This is a genomic window from Seonamhaeicola sediminis (genome assembly GCF_004358095.2).
Lineage (GTDB): Bacteria > Bacteroidota > Bacteroidia > Flavobacteriales > Flavobacteriaceae > Seonamhaeicola > Seonamhaeicola sediminis.
Genome location: NZ_SMZJ02000005.1, coordinates 85,762 through 103,433 on the forward strand (window position 1 = coordinate 85,762; position 17,672 = coordinate 103,433).

Consider the following 17,672-nt stretch of genomic DNA (forward strand, 5'->3'; position numbering starts at 1 on the left):
AGGTTTCCTTCTAACCATGTTTAATGTTGAAAAAATAAGAAAAGATTTTCCCATTCTTTCAAGAAAAGTTAATGGCAAACCTTTGGTGTATTTTGATAATGCAGCTACGTCTCAAACACCGCAACAAGTTATTGATGCTATTGTAAATTACTACCATAATTACAATGCCAATATCCACAGGGGTGTACATACTTTGAGTCAAGAAGCTACCGATTTATACGAACAATCCAGACAAAAAATACAGAAACATTTTCATGCGAAGTTTTCGCATGAAATCATATTCACATCGGGCACAACTCATGGTATTAATTTAGTGGCCAATGGGTTTACTTCAATATTAAAAAAAGGTGATGATATTATTGTTTCGGCTTTAGAACATCATAGCAATATTGTTCCGTGGCAAATGTTATGTGAACGTACTGGAGCTAACCTTAAAGTTATTCCTATGAATAACGAAGGTGAATTGGTAATGTCTGAATATGAAAAGTTACTTTCTAAAAATACCAAGTTAGTTTTTGTTAACCATATTTCAAATGCTTTAGGAACTATTAATCCTATTGAATATATCATTGAAAAAGCACATGATATTGGAGCAGCTGTTTTAATAGATGGAGCTCAAGCTTGCCCTCATATTAAACCAGATGTTCAAGCTTTAGATGTTGATTTTTATGTAGCTTCTGCTCATAAAATGTGCGGACCAACCGGTGTTGGTATCCTTTATGGTAAAGAAGCATGGTTAAAAAAGTTACCGCCTTATCAAGGTGGTGGTGAAATGATTGCCGAAGTAACATTTGAAAAAACCACATACGCCGACCTACCCCATAAGTTTGAAGCGGGAACACCCAATATAGCTGGAGGTATTGTTTTTGGAGCAGCCATAGACTATATGAACAATATTGGTTTTGACGCCATTGCTAAATACGAAAATGAATTACTGGAATACGCTACCGAAAAACTTTTGCAGATTGACAGCTTGAAAATCTATGGTACAGCTAAAAATAAAACATCTGTTATATCTTTTAACTTAAAGGGTATTCACCCTTACGATGTTGGTTCCATCTTAGACAAACTAGGAATTGCCGTTCGTACGGGTCACCACTGTGCACAGCCTATAATGGATTACTACAAAATCCCGGGAACCATAAGAGCCTCCTTTGCTTTTTATAACACCAAAGCTGAAATAGATGCTTTAGTGGCAGGCGTTAAAAAAGCCAAAATGATGTTGTCATAAACTTAGGCATCTTTTTTGTATTTTATTTTTTTGATTAAAAACTTATTTAAGATGAAATATCTCATAATGCTTTTGGGAATCATAGTTTTAAGATGTTGCTGGGGAGGGTCATCAGACTTTACGTTAATGATGCATTTACAGAATAACAGTTCAGTATTGAAAGAATTGAACGGTAATTATAATATTATTCAATTAAAAAACGAAAATGTTTTATCCTTTAAATTAAAAATCAATTTTAATAAAGACACCAAAGAGGTTAGCGGATTTTCAGGTTGTAACCGATTTTTTGGTTCGTATTCTCATTCTGAAAACAAATTAAGCTTTGGTAAAATGGGTTCTACTAGAATGTTATGTGATAATGAAAAAAACAATATAGAAACTTCTTTTTTGAAGGCATTACAAAAGGCGAACTTGATTGTCTTTAATGATAACGGGTTTTCATTATTCTACAATAAAAAACTTTTAATGATTGCTGAAAAGGAAGCATTCTCAACTGATGTTTTATCTTTTGAATACAAACAGCACTCTCGCAATGGTTTTCAGTTTATTAAAATCAATAGTAAATCCATATCAGTTCAAAATAAAAGGGATGGTGTTATAACCAAAATTAAATGCAATGATGAACAATGGAAAAAACTAATTGAGGTTTTTAGAACCATCGACATAAAAACCATTCCAAATTTAGAAGCGCCTTCTCAAAAACGCCTTTTTGATGGAGCTGCCATTGCAAAATTTACGGTAACTGTAAACGGAAAATCATATGAAACCCAAAGTTTTGACCATGGGAACCCCCATTCTGAAATAGAGAATCTTGTTAAAGAGATTTTATCAATAGCCCAAAATATTGAATAGAAACTTTTCTTATCGTATTTTTGCTTAAAATTATACCTTGTCAGGTTGAGTGCAGTCGAAATCATTTTTTTCAATGGCGATATTTACAAGAACCTTTCGACTACGCTCAAGGTGACAGAGCTTAAAATTTGACACTGTGACGATTGAAGACATCCAAAACGAAATTATAGACGAATTCTCAATGTTTGACGATTGGGAAGAACGTTACCAATACATGATAGATTTAGGGAAAGAATTGCCCTTAATTGATGACCAATACAAAACTGATAGTAATATCATTAAAGGTTGCCAGAGTAAAGTTTGGGTTCATGCAGAGATGAAAGACGATAAATTGCAATTTACTGCAGATAGTGATGCTATCATAACCAAAGGTATTATTGCCATTTTAATTCGTGCCTTTTCCAATCAGCACCCTAAAGACATCATTGATGCCGACACCAGTTTTATAGACAAAATTGGTTTAAAAGAACACCTATCACCTACCCGTGCAAACGGTTTGGTGAGTATGGTAAAACAGTTAAAAATGTACGCTATAGCGTATCAAACACAACTTAACTAGGTTTATTCGTTGATACGTGTATTCGTTTAAACGACTCAACAAATAAACGCATAAACATTTAAACATGAGTGACACAACAATAGACACAAACGCCCTAGGGGAAAAAATAGTAAACGTTTTAAAAACTATTTACGATCCAGAAATCCCTGTGGATATTTACGAATTAGGATTGATATATGATGTATTCGTAAACGAAGATTACGACGTTAAAATACTTATGACCTTAACAACACCTAACTGTCCGGTGGCGGAAACTTTACCACTTGAAGTTGAGGAAAAAGTAAAATCACTTGATGCCGTAAAAAGTGCTGAAGTTGAAATTACTTTTGATCCCCCTTGGTCTCAAGACTTAATGAGTGAAGAAGCTAAGTTAGAACTGGGGATGCTATAATACTTAAATTTATGGCGGAAGTTATTAAACAAAACGAAAATATTGAAACTTTAAGTCCTTCACTGCAAAGAAAAGTTGTTCATTTAAGGGAACTTATGGTTACTGTAATCGATTTTTATAATGGCCCTATGAAAGCTCCAGATAAGCCGCATAACCACCCTCATGAACAAATTACGTATGTAGCTAATGGCTCTCTTAAATTTTTCATTGAAGACCGAGAGTATATTTTAAATGAAGGCGATGTTATTAAAATAGCATCTAACTTGAATCATTGTGTACAGACGCTTACAGAGAAGGTTAAGCTTATTGATAGTTTTTCTCCTATTAGAAGAGATTTTTTATAATAAAATGGCAGACGAAATAGTAAATCGAGTAGCGAATAGTAAGTTAGTCACTTTAGATCTTGAAGATTTTTACCCTAAAGGCAAACGCATTCTTTTTGATATTAAAGACTGGCTATTTGAAGGTTTTGTTTTGCGTGAAAAAGATTTTAGAGAACAAGCTAAAACTTTTGATTGGTCTCAATACCAAGATTGCTATGTAGCTTTAACCTGTAGTTCAGACGCTATTATACCTGGTTGGGCGTACATGCTTTTATCTGTTCATTTAGAAACTTATGTTAAAAAAGTTGTTGTTGGTAATTTGGAAACATTAGAAACTTCAATTTATCAAGACATTATTAATAAAATAGCTATTAATGAATACAAAGACAAGCCAATTATTATTAAAGGTTGCTCAAACAAACCCGTACCTCAAAATGCCTATATCATGATTACAAACAGGCTGAAAACTGTTGCTAAATCCATTATGTATGGTGAAGCCTGTTCTTCGGTACCGCTATACAAAAGCAAATAATTGCAAGTGACCTAAAGTGTTTTTTGGGTCTAACACTTATATTTACACAAACTTTAACAATCTTATAAAAACATGAAAAAAGTATTACTATTATGTTTATTTTTTATTGGAGTATTTTCAATAAACGCTCAAACAAAAGAAGAATTACAAGCTAAAAAAGCAGAAAAAAAAGCAGAAGCTGATGCCGCTCTCAAAGAGGTTAAGGCTTTACAAGCACAAATTGATGCCATCCCTGGCTGGAGAACAGGTGCTTTTGGAACCATAGGTGGTAGTTTATCAAACTTTAATAATTGGTATGCACAAGGATCACCAAACAATAGCTCAGGAAATATTGGTTTTACCGTTAATGCCTATGCTAACTTAATCCAAGACAAATTCTTTTGGAGAAATGCCGTGACAACAAATCTTAATTGGGTAAAATTAGATGATAAAGACAATCCAAATGATGATGATAGCTTTAACCCTACTACAGATGTATTTAACTTATCATCACTTTATGGTAGAAAATTAAGTGAAAAATTTGCTATTTCAGGAATGGGAGAATATAGAACGACACTTTTAGACAATTTTAATGACCCAGGTTATTTAGACTTAGGGGTTGGTGCCACTTGGACACCCATTGAAAATCTTATAGTAGTTATACACCCTTTAAACTACAACTTTGTATTTAGTAGTGGTAATACTGTTTTTGAATCATCTTTAGGTGCAAAAATTGTTGCAGATTATACAAGGCAAATAGGCGCTATTAACTTCAAAACCAATTTTTCTACATTCCAGAGTTATAAAAGTGGAGACTACTCTAACTGGACATGGACTAACTCTTTTGGATACACCCTTTGGAAAATGATTGGTGTTGGTTTTGATTTTGGATTACGTAGTAACAAACAAGAAGCCTTAAACTACGCACTAGCTCAAACACCAGCTACAGCTACTGGGTTTGATGATGTTGATAATGATTTACAAACCTATTGGACTATAGGATTAAGCTATAAATTCTAGGCTAAAACGATTATAAAAAAGGGACTTATTATAAATAAGTCCCTTTTTTATCACTCCATATCCTCATAATTATAATCAGGATACAAAAAATGATTGTAGGGAAAACGCGTGATATGAATTTCTCTAACCTCATCATACACGCGTTTTTTAAAATCCTCTAAGTTACTTTTGTTGATAGCAGAAATAAATAAAGCGTTATTGCCAATTTTACTCATCCAAGTATTTTTCCATTCTTCCAAGGTATAATTAGCCTTGGTTTTTTCGGTATCTAAGTCACCGTCATCTAAAGGTTCAGGTTTGTAAGCATCAATTTTATTAAACACCATAATAGTTGGCTTATCACCACTATCAATTTCTCCTAAAATTTTGTTTACAGAATCTATATGCTCTTCAAAATTAGGGTGCGAAATATCTACCACGTGTAATAACAAATCGGCTTCTCTAACTTCATCTAATGTACTTTTAAAACTATCAACCAATTGGGTTGGTAATTTTCTAATAAATCCAACTGTATCACTTAGTAAAAATGGTAAGTTTTGGATTACCACTTTTCTTACTGTTGTATCTAGGGTTGCAAAAAGTTTATTTTCAGCAAAAACTTCACTCTTACTAATTACGTTCATTAAGGTTGATTTCCCCACATTTGTATACCCAACCAATGCCACTCGAACCATTTTACCACGATTACCACGTTGCACTGCCATTTGTTTATCAATAGTCTTGATTTTAGCTTTTAGTAATGCTATTTTATCACGTACAATACGTCTATCGGTTTCAATCTCTGTTTCACCTGGACCGCGCATTCCAATCCCACCTTTTTGGCGCTCAAGATGCGTCCACATGCCTCTTAATCGCGGTAGCAGATATTCACATTGTGCTAACTCAACTTGTGTTCTAGCATAACTGGTTTGGGCGCGTTGTGCAAAAATATCAAGGATTAAATTGGTTCTATCTAAAACTTTTACGTTTAAAATCTTGCTGATATTTCGCTCTTGAGCTGCAGACAATTCATCATCAAAAATAGCGGTACCTACTTTGTTTTCTTCAATAAATTGACGTACATCTTCCATTTTTCCAGACCCAATAAAAGTTTTGGGGTTTGGCATATCCATTTTTTGGGTAAAACGTGCTAATACTTCACCTCCTGCAGTGTAGGTTAAAAACTCTAACTCGTCTAAATATTCTTTAGATTGCGCCTCGTCTTGATCTTTAGTTATAATACCTATCAAAACCGCTTTCTCTAAAGCAATGTCCTTCTTTTCTATCATAAATGTAAATAATATGCAAAGTTACGTAATTGCATCCATTTTAATTTTTATATTTTTAAAACCAATTTTTAGAAAATGAACGATTTTTTTGGAGATATACCTGTGAAAGAGAACATGCAAACCATTGCTTTTTACAATGTAGAGAACTTATTTGATACTTATAAAGACCAACATACCAATGATAATGATTTTTTACCTACTTCAGCTAAAAAATGGACTCCAAAACGCTATGAAAATAAACTTAGAAAATTAGGGTTTGCCATATCAAATATTGGAAGAAAAGAAACAGGAAAGCACCCTGCCCTTATTGGTATAGCCGAAGTTGAAAATGCCAAGGTTATTCAAAATCTTCTAGACTCTAAGCACTTAAAAGACTACAATTATGGTTATGTACATTACGAATCACCTGATGAACGCGGTATTGATGTGGCATTAATATATGACAAAACTGCTTTTGAAGTCGCTCATTCTGAAACATTCACTGTAGCATTAACCGATGAGGATGGCTCTACAGATTATACTAGAGATATCCTATTAGTATCTGGCAAATTAGATGATGAACCTATTCATGTGATTGTTAACCATTGGTCTTCTAGACGAGAGGGCACCCAAGAAAGTGAAAATAAACGATTGGCTTCCTCAGAAAAAGTTGGAGATATTCTTACTTTATTAAGAACCCAAAACAACAACTCTAAAATAGTTATCATTGGCGATTTTAATGATGAACCACACAACAATAGTATTATAAGATTGGTTGAAAATCATGGGTTATATAATCCTTTTGAAACAATGCGTTCTTATAACAGAGGAACGGTTTCTAGATATAGGCAGTGGAGTTTATTTGATCAAATTTTCTTTACCACCAACTTTTTTAAAAGCTCTAAAGATGAATTTGAATACTACAATGCTAATATTTTTGATGAAGATTTCTTAAAGCAATTTAGAGGTAAGTTTAAAGGAGCTCCCTTTAGAACTTATGTTGGTAAAAAATATAAAGGAGGTTACAGTGACCACTTTCCTGTTTATACCATTTTCAAAAAGTAATTAAAAAGCCTACCTAAGTAGGCTTATCAAATGTTAACTGTCTATTTTAATAATCAATACTTATATCATCTAGCTCGAAGGTGCCATCAAAATCATCCTCACCACTACCAGTGTATTTAAAGGCAATATATATGGTTCCTGCTGTACAAGACAAATCTATAATTCCTGAATCAAACCAGGCTCCAAAGAAATCACTATCCTGGGTAATATAGCCATCTGCTAAAATACCCCACGTTGCCGAGTTAATACCTTCAGTAGTCCCATCCCAATCATTTGAAAAAAGTAATTCCATTTCACTACCATCGGAGAAACTATTTGATGTTTTATAAACCAAGGTTTCATTATCTTGTGAATCTAAGTCAATAGCTGGAGAAATTAACCAAGCTACACTAGAAGCATCACCTGACCGGAAAGATCCAACTCTAGCTGAAACCCCTAAAGATGAGTTTGTTCCTCCAGAAGAATAGGCCTCCCAACCTTCAGTTCCTGATTCAATATAATTGGTCCATCCATTTCCTGAAATCAATGAACCTATAGATTGCGTCTCAAAATCATCAGCAAATAAATTATTTGATCCTTGTGAAGAAGCTAATCCACAACTTAGTTCTATAGGGTCACAACGTTCAGAATTATCAAAAGCAATATCAGCCCTACTATTTATTAATAAAACACTAAAATCATCTCTAAAATCACGACTAAATATTCCTTTGATAGATCCTCTTAATTGAGGCACAGGAAGTGATTTGAAATCAGCAAAGGTACTTGTCTGTAAAGTTAGTGTACTATTATCTGAACAACTCTCTAAAGTTCTAAATCCATCAAATTCGTCACTCACATCTCCTGCAAAGGTTTTATCTAATTCATTTCTATTTATCTGAACATCATCCAATTGAATAAACGTATTTTCATCTAACTCTGTCAATTCAGAAATTGTAGTAACCTTTGGTTTAATTTCAGCTACTTCAGAACTTCTCATGATGAAATCTTTAAATTCATAAGCCTGAATTTGCCCTACTTGAGTCCCATCAGGTTTCCCTAAGACCAATACCCCATTAGACTCTCCAATAGCTAACCCATTTAATTTGATATATACTTTACGTCCAAACTCATATGTATTATAAAGACTACTAACATTAACTTCTACCCTAAACCCTAAGCGCGGGTTTTCATCTGGGTTACTATCATCTGTATAATTTTGGATAATTAATTCCTCAAAAAAATTTCCAGCTTTATCACTTGACACTATATATCCTGTAATATAAAGCTCTGCTTCATCGGTTTCAAAAACACCAATATCCCTTCCTCTTTCATTATCGTCAAGTTCTCCATCTTCATCTGCATCGACAGCAGAAACATAGCGTTGTACCACTGCTTTAAATGTTGTGATATTATTTTCAGAAACATCAGGTTCATTAGTAGCTAAATTAGGAGTTGCATAATCATCATCTTGTACACAGGATACCATTACAAATACAAATGCAACCACGCTTAAAAGGGTTAAAATTCTATTCACTTTATTCATAATTAAGTTTTTCTAATTTTTGAAGATTTTTGTCTTCTCATTCTATATTAAATATTTTTTTAAAATCTAAAGTTTACGTTTACGAAATAAGTTGTTCCACGACCGTACCAATATCTTGAACCAAAGACTGGAGTGTCTAAACTTTTATCATCACGTAACTGTCTAAAATTAGCATTTCTACCTTGTTCAAAGCCTCCCGTTTTATATATCTCATCTAAGAGGTTATTGATACTGGCAAATATGCTAATATATTTATCTCCTAGTTTCCAAGACTTACCTCCAATTAGGTTTATTACCATGTAATCATCAAAACGTTCCTGTTTCAACAGTTCTCTAGCTAGGTCTTCATCATAATCATTAAATGGATTACCATCAAAATCGGTAGTGAAATTTTCAGATCGAATTAATGGACTAACATCAATATATGTGTTAGTAAAAAAATTAGCCGTTGCCCCAACCCACCAATAATCTGGATCGCGATATTCAAATCCAATTGAATATGCTCTATGTGGTCCTGCAGCCAACTTGTAATCTTTTAAGTTTGATTTACCAAAATCTTTAAAGCCATCTACAAATCCAGCAGCAATTGATTCGTCATCAGCCTCTGTGGTTAAAAATAGATTGGGATTATTGTCATAGGTAAATTGTCCTACAGAGGCAACTCCCCTAAACTTAATGGTTGGTGTTATTTGAGCTTCAACCCCCAATTCGCCCCCTATGTGTCTTTTTTCTATCCCCTGAAGTATCTCTTGAATAAAGGCCGTATTATCACCTCCTATTCCGTCAGCAAAGAAAAATGATATTTCATTAGCATCTTCTATTTTAGTGTAGTATCCTGTTAATTTTGCATTTATTATTGGCGATCTATAAATATAGCTTGCATCTGAAGATAAAATTTTCTCTTCTGTAATATTAGGAACCACATTATGATTTTCACGAGCATTAGAATAAGTATTACGTAGTGAAGGAGCCCTAGTAATATAACCTGCATTAATATCGAATACATGTTTTCCAGTAAGTTTATAAGTAAGGCCTCCTTTAGCACCAATACCTGTAAATGTTAACTTATCACCATAGCCAAGTGAGTTATCAGGAAAACCTCCATTTTGATAAATACCCTCTCTTTGATATTGTGTGTTGGTAATACTACCCGAAAGGTAAAAGTCTACCTTATTATATTTAAATTGTGCTTGTGCATAGCCACTAATTATATCTGCAAACAAATTATAATTATAAGCAAATCTATCTCCCTCTCCAACTAACCTATTTGGGTTTGCCAAGTCGTTTTGAGCTTCATCAATATTAGTTGCAAAAGCATCAACATCTAAAAAGGTAGTTGCACCTAATAAATCAATAATTTCGGCAAAATTCTCAGACTTAAGTGACCTATAATTTAGTGCTGCATTAACTAAAATATTGTCATTTAACTCAGAACTAAAAATAGTATTAACTGTGAGCTGTTTGTCATCAGACCTATCTTCATAAAGAGCATAAATTGCATTACCTCCATTTTGAGCATTCAAAATATTAGCTTCATAAAGCATATTCCAGTTTATTTGTCCGTCATTTATAAATTGTTGTTGAAGGCCATATGCCATACTTGTATTGTCTGGAAAGTTTCTCAAGGCATAACTTGGTAACTTTTGATAATAAGTGGGACTTGGGTTTAATGCTCCTCCCTCAGGAAAACCGTTAACTAAATCGGTGCCATTATTACTCAAACGGCTATTCCCTATTTTTCCAAATTGGTACCCTAAGTTTGTATTCAAGGTAGTTTTACTGGATAAATCCCAATAGTGGTTAAGCATCATTATAGGTTCCTCTACTTCCTTTATACGTGAATTGCGTTTTTCACCATTCTGCCACCCCCAATACTCATTATACTTAATATCTTTTAAATCAAATACCTCTTGGGTATTAGGTGAAGACTTACCTCTTCTATTAGGTGCATATATGGAGGTAAAACTTAAACTATGCTTATCATTTATTTTCTTTTCAACCGATGCGAAAAAAGAATTTGAATCATACAACGTACCATCTTGAAACCCTTCATTTCCCCAACGTCTACCAATTGATAAAGTAAACGCCCAATCTCCTTCTATCATTCCACTGGAATAACTAGCCATGAGTCTGTTTGTATAACTTCTATTTGAAGAGGAATAAGTTACTCTACCTCCAAGTCTTGCTTGAGTAGCTCTTACATTAATATTGGTAGTTCCTAGAATACCTCCAAAATTATAATTAGAGGGCGCCAACCCTATGGTTAGTTCTTGATTTCTAACTACATCATTTAAACCACCCCAATTACTCCATTGAGGTCTCCCATTAAATAATTTATTCATCTCTATGCCATTGATGAGTACTGATCCATTCTCTGAATCTAACCCTCTTACCCTAAAGAACGAAGGACTAAACTCAAAAGCTGCAGTCCTTTGGAAAACATTCATCGAAGATGCTAATAAACCAGAAATATTATCGGCTCCACTTTCATCATTATCTAGTTGATCATCAGATAGCATTATAGTAAATAATTCTTCAGATGAAGAATCATCTACTTCCAAAGTCATATCAAATATTTTGACTGTTTGTTTTTCATTAACAACAATTGGAAATCTTTTAGTGATGTAACCTATTTTTGAAATTCTTAAAACTTGTTCTCCTAAAGGCACATTAGAAGCAAACAAAAATTCCCCATTATCTCCTGTTATCGTATTTAACATTGAGCCCTCAACTTCAACTATTACATCTGGAATAAGTCCAAAAGAAACAGCATCCCTAACACTCCCTTTTATTTGAGCTTGTTGCGCAGATGCTGAAAAAAACAAAAAAACTCCCAATAAAAAAATGAGTAATCTTTTATTCATACTTTAGTTTATAATTAATACTTTAAGTGTTACTAAATAATAATCATTTAATATAATCAAATTTATGATATTTAAATCAAATATCTACTTTTGACTTAAACTTTGTAACGAAAATAACAATAACGTAACTTTCCTTTAATGAAAACTTTTACAACCTTATTTCTTAGCTTATTCTTATTAGGAAACTCATTTATCTATTCCCAAGAAAAAAAGACTTATAAAATACATACTATTGCCTTTTATAATTTGGAAAATTTGTTTGATACAGAAAACGACCCTAACAAATTTGATGAAGCTAGCCCTATAATGGAATTAAAAACAAACAATGAGCTAGTTTATAAAAAGAAAGTGAGAAATATGGCTAGAGTTATTGCTGACATTGGCAGTGAAATAACTAATAATTCTCCAGCAATAATAGGTGTTTCGGAAATTGAAAACAGAAAAGTTCTAGAAGACCTCTTAAACGATTCATTACTTGTAGCTAAAAACTATGGGATTATTCATTACCACTCCCCAGATGCTCGAGGTATTGATGTAGCACTCTTATATCAAAAAAATATCTTTATACCAATATCAACAAGTAGTCATGAATTAAAAATCTATGATGATTTAACTAACAAACGTGTATATACTAGAGACCAATTGTTGGTTAGCGGAGAACTAGAAGGAGACCTTATACATTTGATAGTTACTCATTGGCCATCTAGAAGTGGTGGAGAAGCTAGAAGTAAGCCAAAGCGTATCGCTGCGGCAAAACTTAGTAAGCATTTGATTGATTCTCTTCAATCTAACAACCCTTATGCTAAAATTTTCTTGATGGGCGATTTAAATGATAACCCAACAGACGAAAGTGTAAAAAAGGTTTTAAAGCCAAAGTATAATAAAAAGAGCGTTAGCTTAAAAGGCATTTATAACCCTTATGAAAAATACTTTAAAGATGGTTTAGGAACCACAGCTTACAGGGATGCTTGGAGTTTATTTGACCAAATTTTATTTACCAAACCCTTACTTGAAAAAGATTATTCATCATTTAGATTTTATAAAGCGGGTATTTTTAACAAGCACTACTTAATTACCAAAAAGGGACAATATAAAGGCTATCCTTATAGAAGTTTTTCAAATGGCGGATTCACCAATGGTTTTAGCGATCACTTTCCGGTATTTGTTTATGTGATAAAAGAGGTTAAAGATTAACCTCGTAGGTCTTTTCAATTAAAACCACTGTTGCCAAGGGATTCTTGAAAGAATAAACACTAAAGCTATGGTATAAAAAATTGCTATGGTTCTTAATTTAGCTTTAGAAGTCAATTTCTTTTTATGCTTTGAATAACCAATGGTTATAAGTGCCACACCAATGATATTTACTAACGGATGTTCAACTAAATATAAACGCGCTAAACTATTACCCATTACTTTACCTCCCAATTCACTCCATAAACTAAACCTCTCTGATACAAAATATAATATAATGCCTATTAGAAGTTGAATATGAGAAACAATTAAAGTAAATAAAGAAATTCTAAAATCTTTGGCACTATACTCTTTACCTGCAAAAGATTTTATCAATGCATTCAATGATGCTATAATTAAAATAAACAGCACCAAATAGGCCCAATAAGAGTGTAGATTAAGTATGATTTCGTACATGATTATTAATTTTAATTGATTTCAAAAATAGTGATTTTAATCTATAAAAAAACCGCTTCTTTCAAGAAGCGGTTTTTATTCTTATTTTCAAACTTTATTAGAATGAATAGCGTAAACTAACATTCCAAGTTCTACCGTAACCAAATCTACCATTATTAGACACATTAACACCTTTGTAATTCTCAGATGCAATAGAAGATGCAGCTGTATTTCCACTCACAGATTCTAAGTAAACCTCATCAAAGATATTGTTGATATTCACTCTAAACTGCAGTGCGTTTTGGTCATTTTCACCCAATAACCACTTGTATGAAGCACCTAAATCAACTGTATCATAACTTGGTAATTCTATAGGAGGACTATCGGCTGTTGCTTGCCCTTGTGAATACAAATTATTGTAAAGATTCCAGGTTCCATCTACACTAAATCTTGGCAAAAACTCATAGGAAGCAAATGCCCCAGCAGTAAATTGAGCCGCTCCCCCTACCTTAACACCGTCAAGGTCTACCTCAGTGTCTGGATCTGAAATTGTACCAGATTCATCAAAAGTCCTTTGAGTACCATTCCCATCAAATTTCCAATCTCCAATCGCTAGAAATCCATTAACCCTAAGGTTATCCGTTGGTCGCGCAAATACTTCCAACTCTACACCACTATGTACCTGTTTAACTCCTTGTGTTTGGAAAAGCCTGAATGCTGAAGACCCCTGATCTTCTCCATTATCACTTAATAATGTTCTATTATCCCAAATGGTATAATAAAGGTTTAAATTAGCAGAAATCTTTTCCCCTCCTAATTGATATCCAGCCTCTAATCCTGTAATTTTTTGGTTTTCAACTTCTGGCATTATTAATTCATTTCCGTTTCTATCACTTATAAACAAGTCACTATGAAAAGGTTGGCGTGAGTAATAGCCAACATTAGCAAACACCTTATTATTAACGTTTATAGTATAGGAAGCTCCTGCTTTTAAATTAAAACCAGGGTTATTTACTTTCTCTGATTCTTCTGAAACGCCTTCAACTGCTGCATTTAAATACTCTGTCCTAACATGAGTTTGAGTTGATGCTGACCCTTGGAAGAAAGCCGAAAATTGATCATTTGAATACTCTAACTGACCGAAAACACCGTAATAGTTGATGTCTTCTTCATAATCATATCCAAAACGTTGGTCATGCTCATCATTTGGATTAAACGTTAAATTCCATGGATTGATACCTCCAAAGGTTTTAGTTAGCATATAATCTCCTCCATTATAAATACTAAAGGCGTTTACACTGTCTACAGATAAAAATTCGTTTGCACTTCTAAAATGAATTCCGTTGTAAAGACGAACATCAGCACCAAAATTCAAACTTAAATTTGAATTTAATTCTGTATTAAAGTTTGAGACCACTCCATACCAGTTGTGGTTATTATTAGATCCTCTAGCATACGATGGTATTCCACCTGAAAATTGTGTTGCAGCAAAAGCTCCACGACCTATAGAACCATATAAAATAGTTGATAAAGAGGAATTTTCACCAAGAGTTAAATCCCAACTTATATTTGCAACTGGTTTATGATATATATTTCTACCACCCGGATATCTTCCGCTTTGTAATAGATTAGGACTATTTACTCCTGAGAAATTCCAGGAGTTATACTTCCTACCGTTTTCAAGAAAATCACTTATTCTTCCGCTTCCAGCTGCCGCATGCCATTGAGGCGCTCCTGTAATTAAAAAGTTGAATAAGTTATTTTCATTAGGTTTATAACCCAATGACAGGAAATATGTTTGGCCTTGTCCGTCTGTATCATTAACATAACCTTCTCCTTGCCAATGGCCTAACATCGCTGAAAAAGCCCAACCACTTTCCATCAATCCTGTAGAATAATAAGCTGTAGATTTTGTATAATTATCATTTCCAACCATTTGTTGAACAAAACCTCCTTCTCTTCTATCTACCGTTTTGGTTACTATATTTACCGTACCACCAACTGATGATATTGCCAATTTAGAAGAACCTAACCCTCTTTGAACTTGAACTGCATTTGCAACATCTAAAACTCCAGACCAATTAGACCAAAACATTCTACCATCTTCTGGACTATTAATTGGCTGACCATTTAACATAAAAGCCGTATTTGTTTGATCAAAACCACGTAAAAACATTTGACCGTCTCCAAAGCCACCGCCTTTAATATTTTGAACCGAAGGTGTTGATTTCAATACTTCAGGTAAATCCCAATTACCAGCTCGTTCTCTAATTTCATTTGCTTTAATGGTAGATACCGCTACAGGTGTTTTTCTATCTTCAGCTAAGTCGATTACACCCGTTCCTGTAATTACCACTTCCTCTAATGAATTATCCGGAGAAATAGTAATCTTACCTAGATTAGTATCGCCATTAAATGATAAAGTTACTTTTCCGTACCCTACATAAGAAACAACTATTTGTCCTGAAGTTGCTTGTGCTGTTAAGGTAAAGTTTCCGTCAAAATCTGTTGAAACACCATTTGTAGTGCCTTTTTCAATAACATTTGCTCCTGGTAAAGGTGCATTAAGATCAGCATCAATTACAGTACCTGTAATTTTACTTTGTGCAAAAATTGTTGAACTGAATAACAACGCTACAGTCAACAATAAAAATTGAGTAGTTTTTTTCATTGTGAAGAAAAATTAATTAATTGAATTAGTCTATGCAAAAATACACATAAAACCTACACAAATGTTATGCATGCATTAAATAAAATTAACAATTAGTTAAAAAAAAGGCACGAATATTAAAATACTCGTGCCATAATATAAATTATAGTATTAAACCGTAAGCAAATTTAACTCATGCTTTTATAGTAATTCAATAAGTTTGTAGTTGAGGAATCATGGGTGTTTATTGCTTCACCATTAAATTCCTTTAGTATTTTGGTAGCAAGTTGCTTACCTAACTCCACTCCAAATTGGTCATAACTAAAAATGTTCCAAATAACACCTTGAACAAATATTTTGTGCTCATACATGGCAATAAGTTTACCTAAACTTTCTGGTGTTAGCTTTTTAATAAAAATGGTATTGGTTGGTTTATTGCCTTCAAATATTTTAAAAGGTATGATAGCTTCTTTGGTGCCTTCTGCTATTACCTGGCTTTCTGTTTTTCCATTTAATAAAGCTTCGGTTTGCGCCAAAAAGTTTGATATTAGTTTATCTTGATGGTCTTGATTGCCATGAAGTGATTTTGTAAACCCTATAAAATCAGCAGGTATTAATTTTGTTCCTTGATGAATTAATTGGAAAAAAGCATGTTGCGAGTTTGTTCCAGGTTCACCCCAAATTAATGTGCCTGTTTGGTAATCTATAGGATTGCCATTTCTATCAACACTTTTACCATTACTTTCCATAATACCCTGTTGTAAATAGGTAGCAAACTGGTTTAAATATTGTGAGTATGGTATGATGGCTTCACTTTCGGCATTAAAAAAGTTGTTATACCATATACTTATTAATCCTAAGACAACCGGAATATTATGTTGAAAATCTTTGTTTTTGAAATGCTCATCCATTTTGTTGGCTCCTAATAATAGACTGGCGTAGTTATCATAACCAACTGCTAAGCTTATTGAAAGTCCCACCGCGCTCCACAATGAAAAACGACCACCAACCCAATCCCACATAGGGAAGATATTGTTTGGGTCAATTCCAAAACTTTGTACAGCATCTAAATTGGTTGAAACCGCCACAAAATGTTTAGCAATATCTTCTTGACTAGCCGATTGTAGAAACCAATCTTTTATAGTGTTAGCATTAGATAGTGTTTCTTGTGTGGTAAACGTTTTTGAAACCACCACAAAAAGAGTCGTCTCTGGGTGTAATTTTTTGATAACTTCGTTAACGTGGTCACCGTCTACATTACTAACAAAATAGGTAGTTAAGTGGTTTTTGTAATACTGTAAAGCATCAACAACCATAGCTGGACCCAAATCTGACCCTCCAATACCAATGTTAACCACGTGGGTAAATGGTTTGCCTGTATAACCTTTTCTTTTACCATTTACTACCTCATTGGTAAAAGTTTCTATTTTTTGTTTTACATTATAAACTTCAGGAATTACGTTTTCTCCATCAACAGTTACTACTGCTGACTCTGGCGCTCTTAAAGCCGAATGTAGCACCGCTCTTCCTTCGGTTTGATTTATTTTTTCTCCTGAAAACTGACTTTGAATAGCTTCCTTTAACTTTACATCATCTGCTAGCTCCAGTAAGTACTTAAAAGTTTCTTCTGTGATTCTATTTTTTGAAAAATCTACATAAAAATCATCCCATATTAAGGTGAATTTATCAGCCCTTTTTTCATCTTGAGCAAATAAATCTTTCATATGTAAATTCTTCACCTCGTTAAAATGCTCTTTTAATTTTCTCCAAGCATTGGTTGTAGTAGGGTTGGTTGTTGGTAATGCCATAAT

15 protein-coding genes are annotated in these 17,672 nt (G+C 33.5%); 9 read left to right on the forward strand and 6 right to left on the reverse strand.

The features are described 5' to 3' along the window. Positions 1-16 precede the first annotated feature (16 nt). The 7 genes from E1J38_RS09960 to E1J38_RS09990 all read left to right on the forward strand — a co-directional run bounded on the left by E1J38_RS09960 (position 17) and on the right by E1J38_RS09990 (position 4,887). A complete protein-coding gene (locus E1J38_RS09960) occupies positions 17-1,231 on the forward strand; it encodes an aminotransferase class V-fold PLP-dependent enzyme (protein ID WP_133356402.1) in 1,215 nt (404 codons plus the stop codon). A gap of 51 nt (positions 1,232-1,282) precedes the next feature. Then, a complete protein-coding gene (locus E1J38_RS09965; RefSeq protein WP_133356403.1) occupies positions 1,283-2,083 on the forward strand; it encodes an META domain-containing protein in 801 nt (266 codons plus the stop codon). 136 nt (positions 2,084-2,219) lie between these two features. Next, the gene (locus E1J38_RS09970; RefSeq protein ID WP_133356404.1) at positions 2,220-2,642 is read left to right on the forward strand and encodes a SufE family protein; all 423 of its coding nucleotides are present in this window, start codon (positions 2,220-2,222) and stop codon (positions 2,640-2,642) included. Positions 2,643-2,706: 64 nt separating this feature from the next. Then, positions 2,707-3,033, forward strand: a complete 327-nt coding sequence (locus tag E1J38_RS09975; protein WP_133356405.1) for an SUF system Fe-S cluster assembly protein — start codon at positions 2,707-2,709, stop codon at positions 3,031-3,033. A gap of 11 nt (positions 3,034-3,044) precedes the next feature. After that, positions 3,045-3,377, forward strand: a complete 333-nt coding sequence (locus tag E1J38_RS09980; protein WP_133356406.1) for a cupin domain-containing protein — start codon at positions 3,045-3,047, stop codon at positions 3,375-3,377. Between the two features lie 4 nt (positions 3,378-3,381). After that, complete coding sequence (locus E1J38_RS09985) at positions 3,382-3,888, forward strand: DUF2480 family protein (protein WP_133356407.1); 507 nt, start codon at positions 3,382-3,384, stop codon at positions 3,886-3,888. Between the two features lie 72 nt (positions 3,889-3,960). After that, positions 3,961-4,887 (forward strand): DUF3078 domain-containing protein, encoded by a 927-nt coding sequence (locus E1J38_RS09990; protein ID WP_133356408.1) that lies wholly within the window; start codon positions 3,961-3,963, stop codon positions 4,885-4,887. 50 nt (positions 4,888-4,937) lie between these two features. Here E1J38_RS09990 and hflX read toward each other — a convergent pair whose 3' ends face one another. Next, positions 4,938-6,155, reverse strand: a complete 1,218-nt coding sequence (hflX, locus tag E1J38_RS09995) for a GTPase HflX (RefSeq protein ID WP_133356409.1) — start codon at positions 6,153-6,155, stop codon at positions 4,938-4,940. A 75-nt stretch (positions 6,156-6,230) separates the two neighbouring features. On the opposite strand from hflX, the gene E1J38_RS10000 reads away from it, so the two are divergent. Next, positions 6,231-7,199, forward strand: coding sequence for an endonuclease/exonuclease/phosphatase family protein (locus E1J38_RS10000; RefSeq protein WP_133356410.1), 969 nt, complete (start codon positions 6,231-6,233; stop codon positions 7,197-7,199). Positions 7,200-7,245: 46 nt separating this feature from the next. On the opposite strand, the gene E1J38_RS10005 is transcribed toward E1J38_RS10000, so the two are convergent. Further along, complete coding sequence (locus tag E1J38_RS10005) at positions 7,246-8,721, reverse strand: DUF5689 domain-containing protein (protein ID WP_133356411.1); 1,476 nt, start codon at positions 8,719-8,721, stop codon at positions 7,246-7,248. 59 nt (positions 8,722-8,780) lie between these two features. Further along, positions 8,781-11,585, reverse strand: coding sequence for a carboxypeptidase regulatory-like domain-containing protein (locus E1J38_RS10010; RefSeq protein WP_133356412.1), 2,805 nt, complete (start codon positions 11,583-11,585; stop codon positions 8,781-8,783). Positions 11,586-11,723: 138 nt separating this feature from the next. On the opposite strand from E1J38_RS10010, the gene E1J38_RS10015 reads away from it, so the two are divergent. Next, positions 11,724-12,779: an endonuclease/exonuclease/phosphatase family protein gene (locus E1J38_RS10015; protein ID WP_133356413.1), complete on the forward strand. Its 1,056-nt coding sequence runs from the start codon at positions 11,724-11,726 to the stop codon at positions 12,777-12,779. An 18-nt stretch (positions 12,780-12,797) separates the two neighbouring features. Here E1J38_RS10015 and E1J38_RS10020 read toward each other — a convergent pair whose 3' ends face one another. From E1J38_RS10020 to pgi, 3 genes are all read right to left on the reverse strand, one after another. Then, entirely contained in the window at positions 12,798-13,232 is a 435-nt protein-coding gene (locus tag E1J38_RS10020; protein ID WP_133356414.1) for a hypothetical protein, read from the reverse strand. A gap of 97 nt (positions 13,233-13,329) precedes the next feature. Then, positions 13,330-15,882: a TonB-dependent receptor gene (locus E1J38_RS10025; RefSeq protein WP_133356415.1), complete on the reverse strand. Its 2,553-nt coding sequence runs from the start codon at positions 15,880-15,882 to the stop codon at positions 13,330-13,332. A gap of 167 nt (positions 15,883-16,049) precedes the next feature. After that, entirely contained in the window at positions 16,050-17,669 is a 1,620-nt protein-coding gene (gene pgi / locus E1J38_RS10030; RefSeq protein WP_133356416.1) for a glucose-6-phosphate isomerase, read from the reverse strand. Positions 17,670-17,672 lie beyond the last annotated feature (3 nt).

Excerpts from the sequence above, each read along its gene's own strand:
- E1J38_RS10005 (WP_133356411.1), bottom strand. The coding sequence starts at position 8,721 with ATGAATAAAGTGAATAGAATTTTAACCCTTTTAAGCGTGGTTGCATTT.
- E1J38_RS09960 (WP_133356402.1), top strand. The coding sequence starts at position 17 with ATGTTTAATGTTGAAAAAATAAGAAAAGATTTTCCCATTCTTTCAAGA.
- pgi (WP_133356416.1), bottom strand. The coding sequence starts at position 17,669 with ATGGCATTACCAACAACCAACCCTACTACAACCAATGCTTGGAGAAAA.
- E1J38_RS10025 (WP_133356415.1), bottom strand. The coding sequence starts at position 15,882 with ATGAAAAAAACTACTCAATTTTTATTGTTGACTGTAGCGTTGTTATTC.
- E1J38_RS09965 (WP_133356403.1), top strand. The coding sequence starts at position 1,283 with ATGAAATATCTCATAATGCTTTTGGGAATCATAGTTTTAAGATGTTGC.
- E1J38_RS10010 (WP_133356412.1), bottom strand. The coding sequence starts at position 11,585 with ATGAATAAAAGATTACTCATTTTTTTATTGGGAGTTTTTTTGTTTTTT.
- E1J38_RS09985 (WP_133356407.1), top strand. The coding sequence starts at position 3,382 with ATGGCAGACGAAATAGTAAATCGAGTAGCGAATAGTAAGTTAGTCACT.
- E1J38_RS10020 (WP_133356414.1), bottom strand. The coding sequence starts at position 13,232 with ATGTACGAAATCATACTTAATCTACACTCTTATTGGGCCTATTTGGTG.
- E1J38_RS10015 (WP_133356413.1), top strand. The coding sequence starts at position 11,724 with ATGAAAACTTTTACAACCTTATTTCTTAGCTTATTCTTATTAGGAAAC.
- hflX (WP_133356409.1), bottom strand. The coding sequence starts at position 6,155 with ATGATAGAAAAGAAGGACATTGCTTTAGAGAAAGCGGTTTTGATAGGT.
- E1J38_RS10000 (WP_133356410.1), top strand. The coding sequence starts at position 6,231 with ATGAACGATTTTTTTGGAGATATACCTGTGAAAGAGAACATGCAAACC.
- E1J38_RS09980 (WP_133356406.1), top strand. The coding sequence starts at position 3,045 with ATGGCGGAAGTTATTAAACAAAACGAAAATATTGAAACTTTAAGTCCT.
- E1J38_RS09990 (WP_133356408.1), top strand. The coding sequence starts at position 3,961 with ATGAAAAAAGTATTACTATTATGTTTATTTTTTATTGGAGTATTTTCA.
- E1J38_RS09975 (WP_133356405.1), top strand. The coding sequence starts at position 2,707 with ATGAGTGACACAACAATAGACACAAACGCCCTAGGGGAAAAAATAGTA.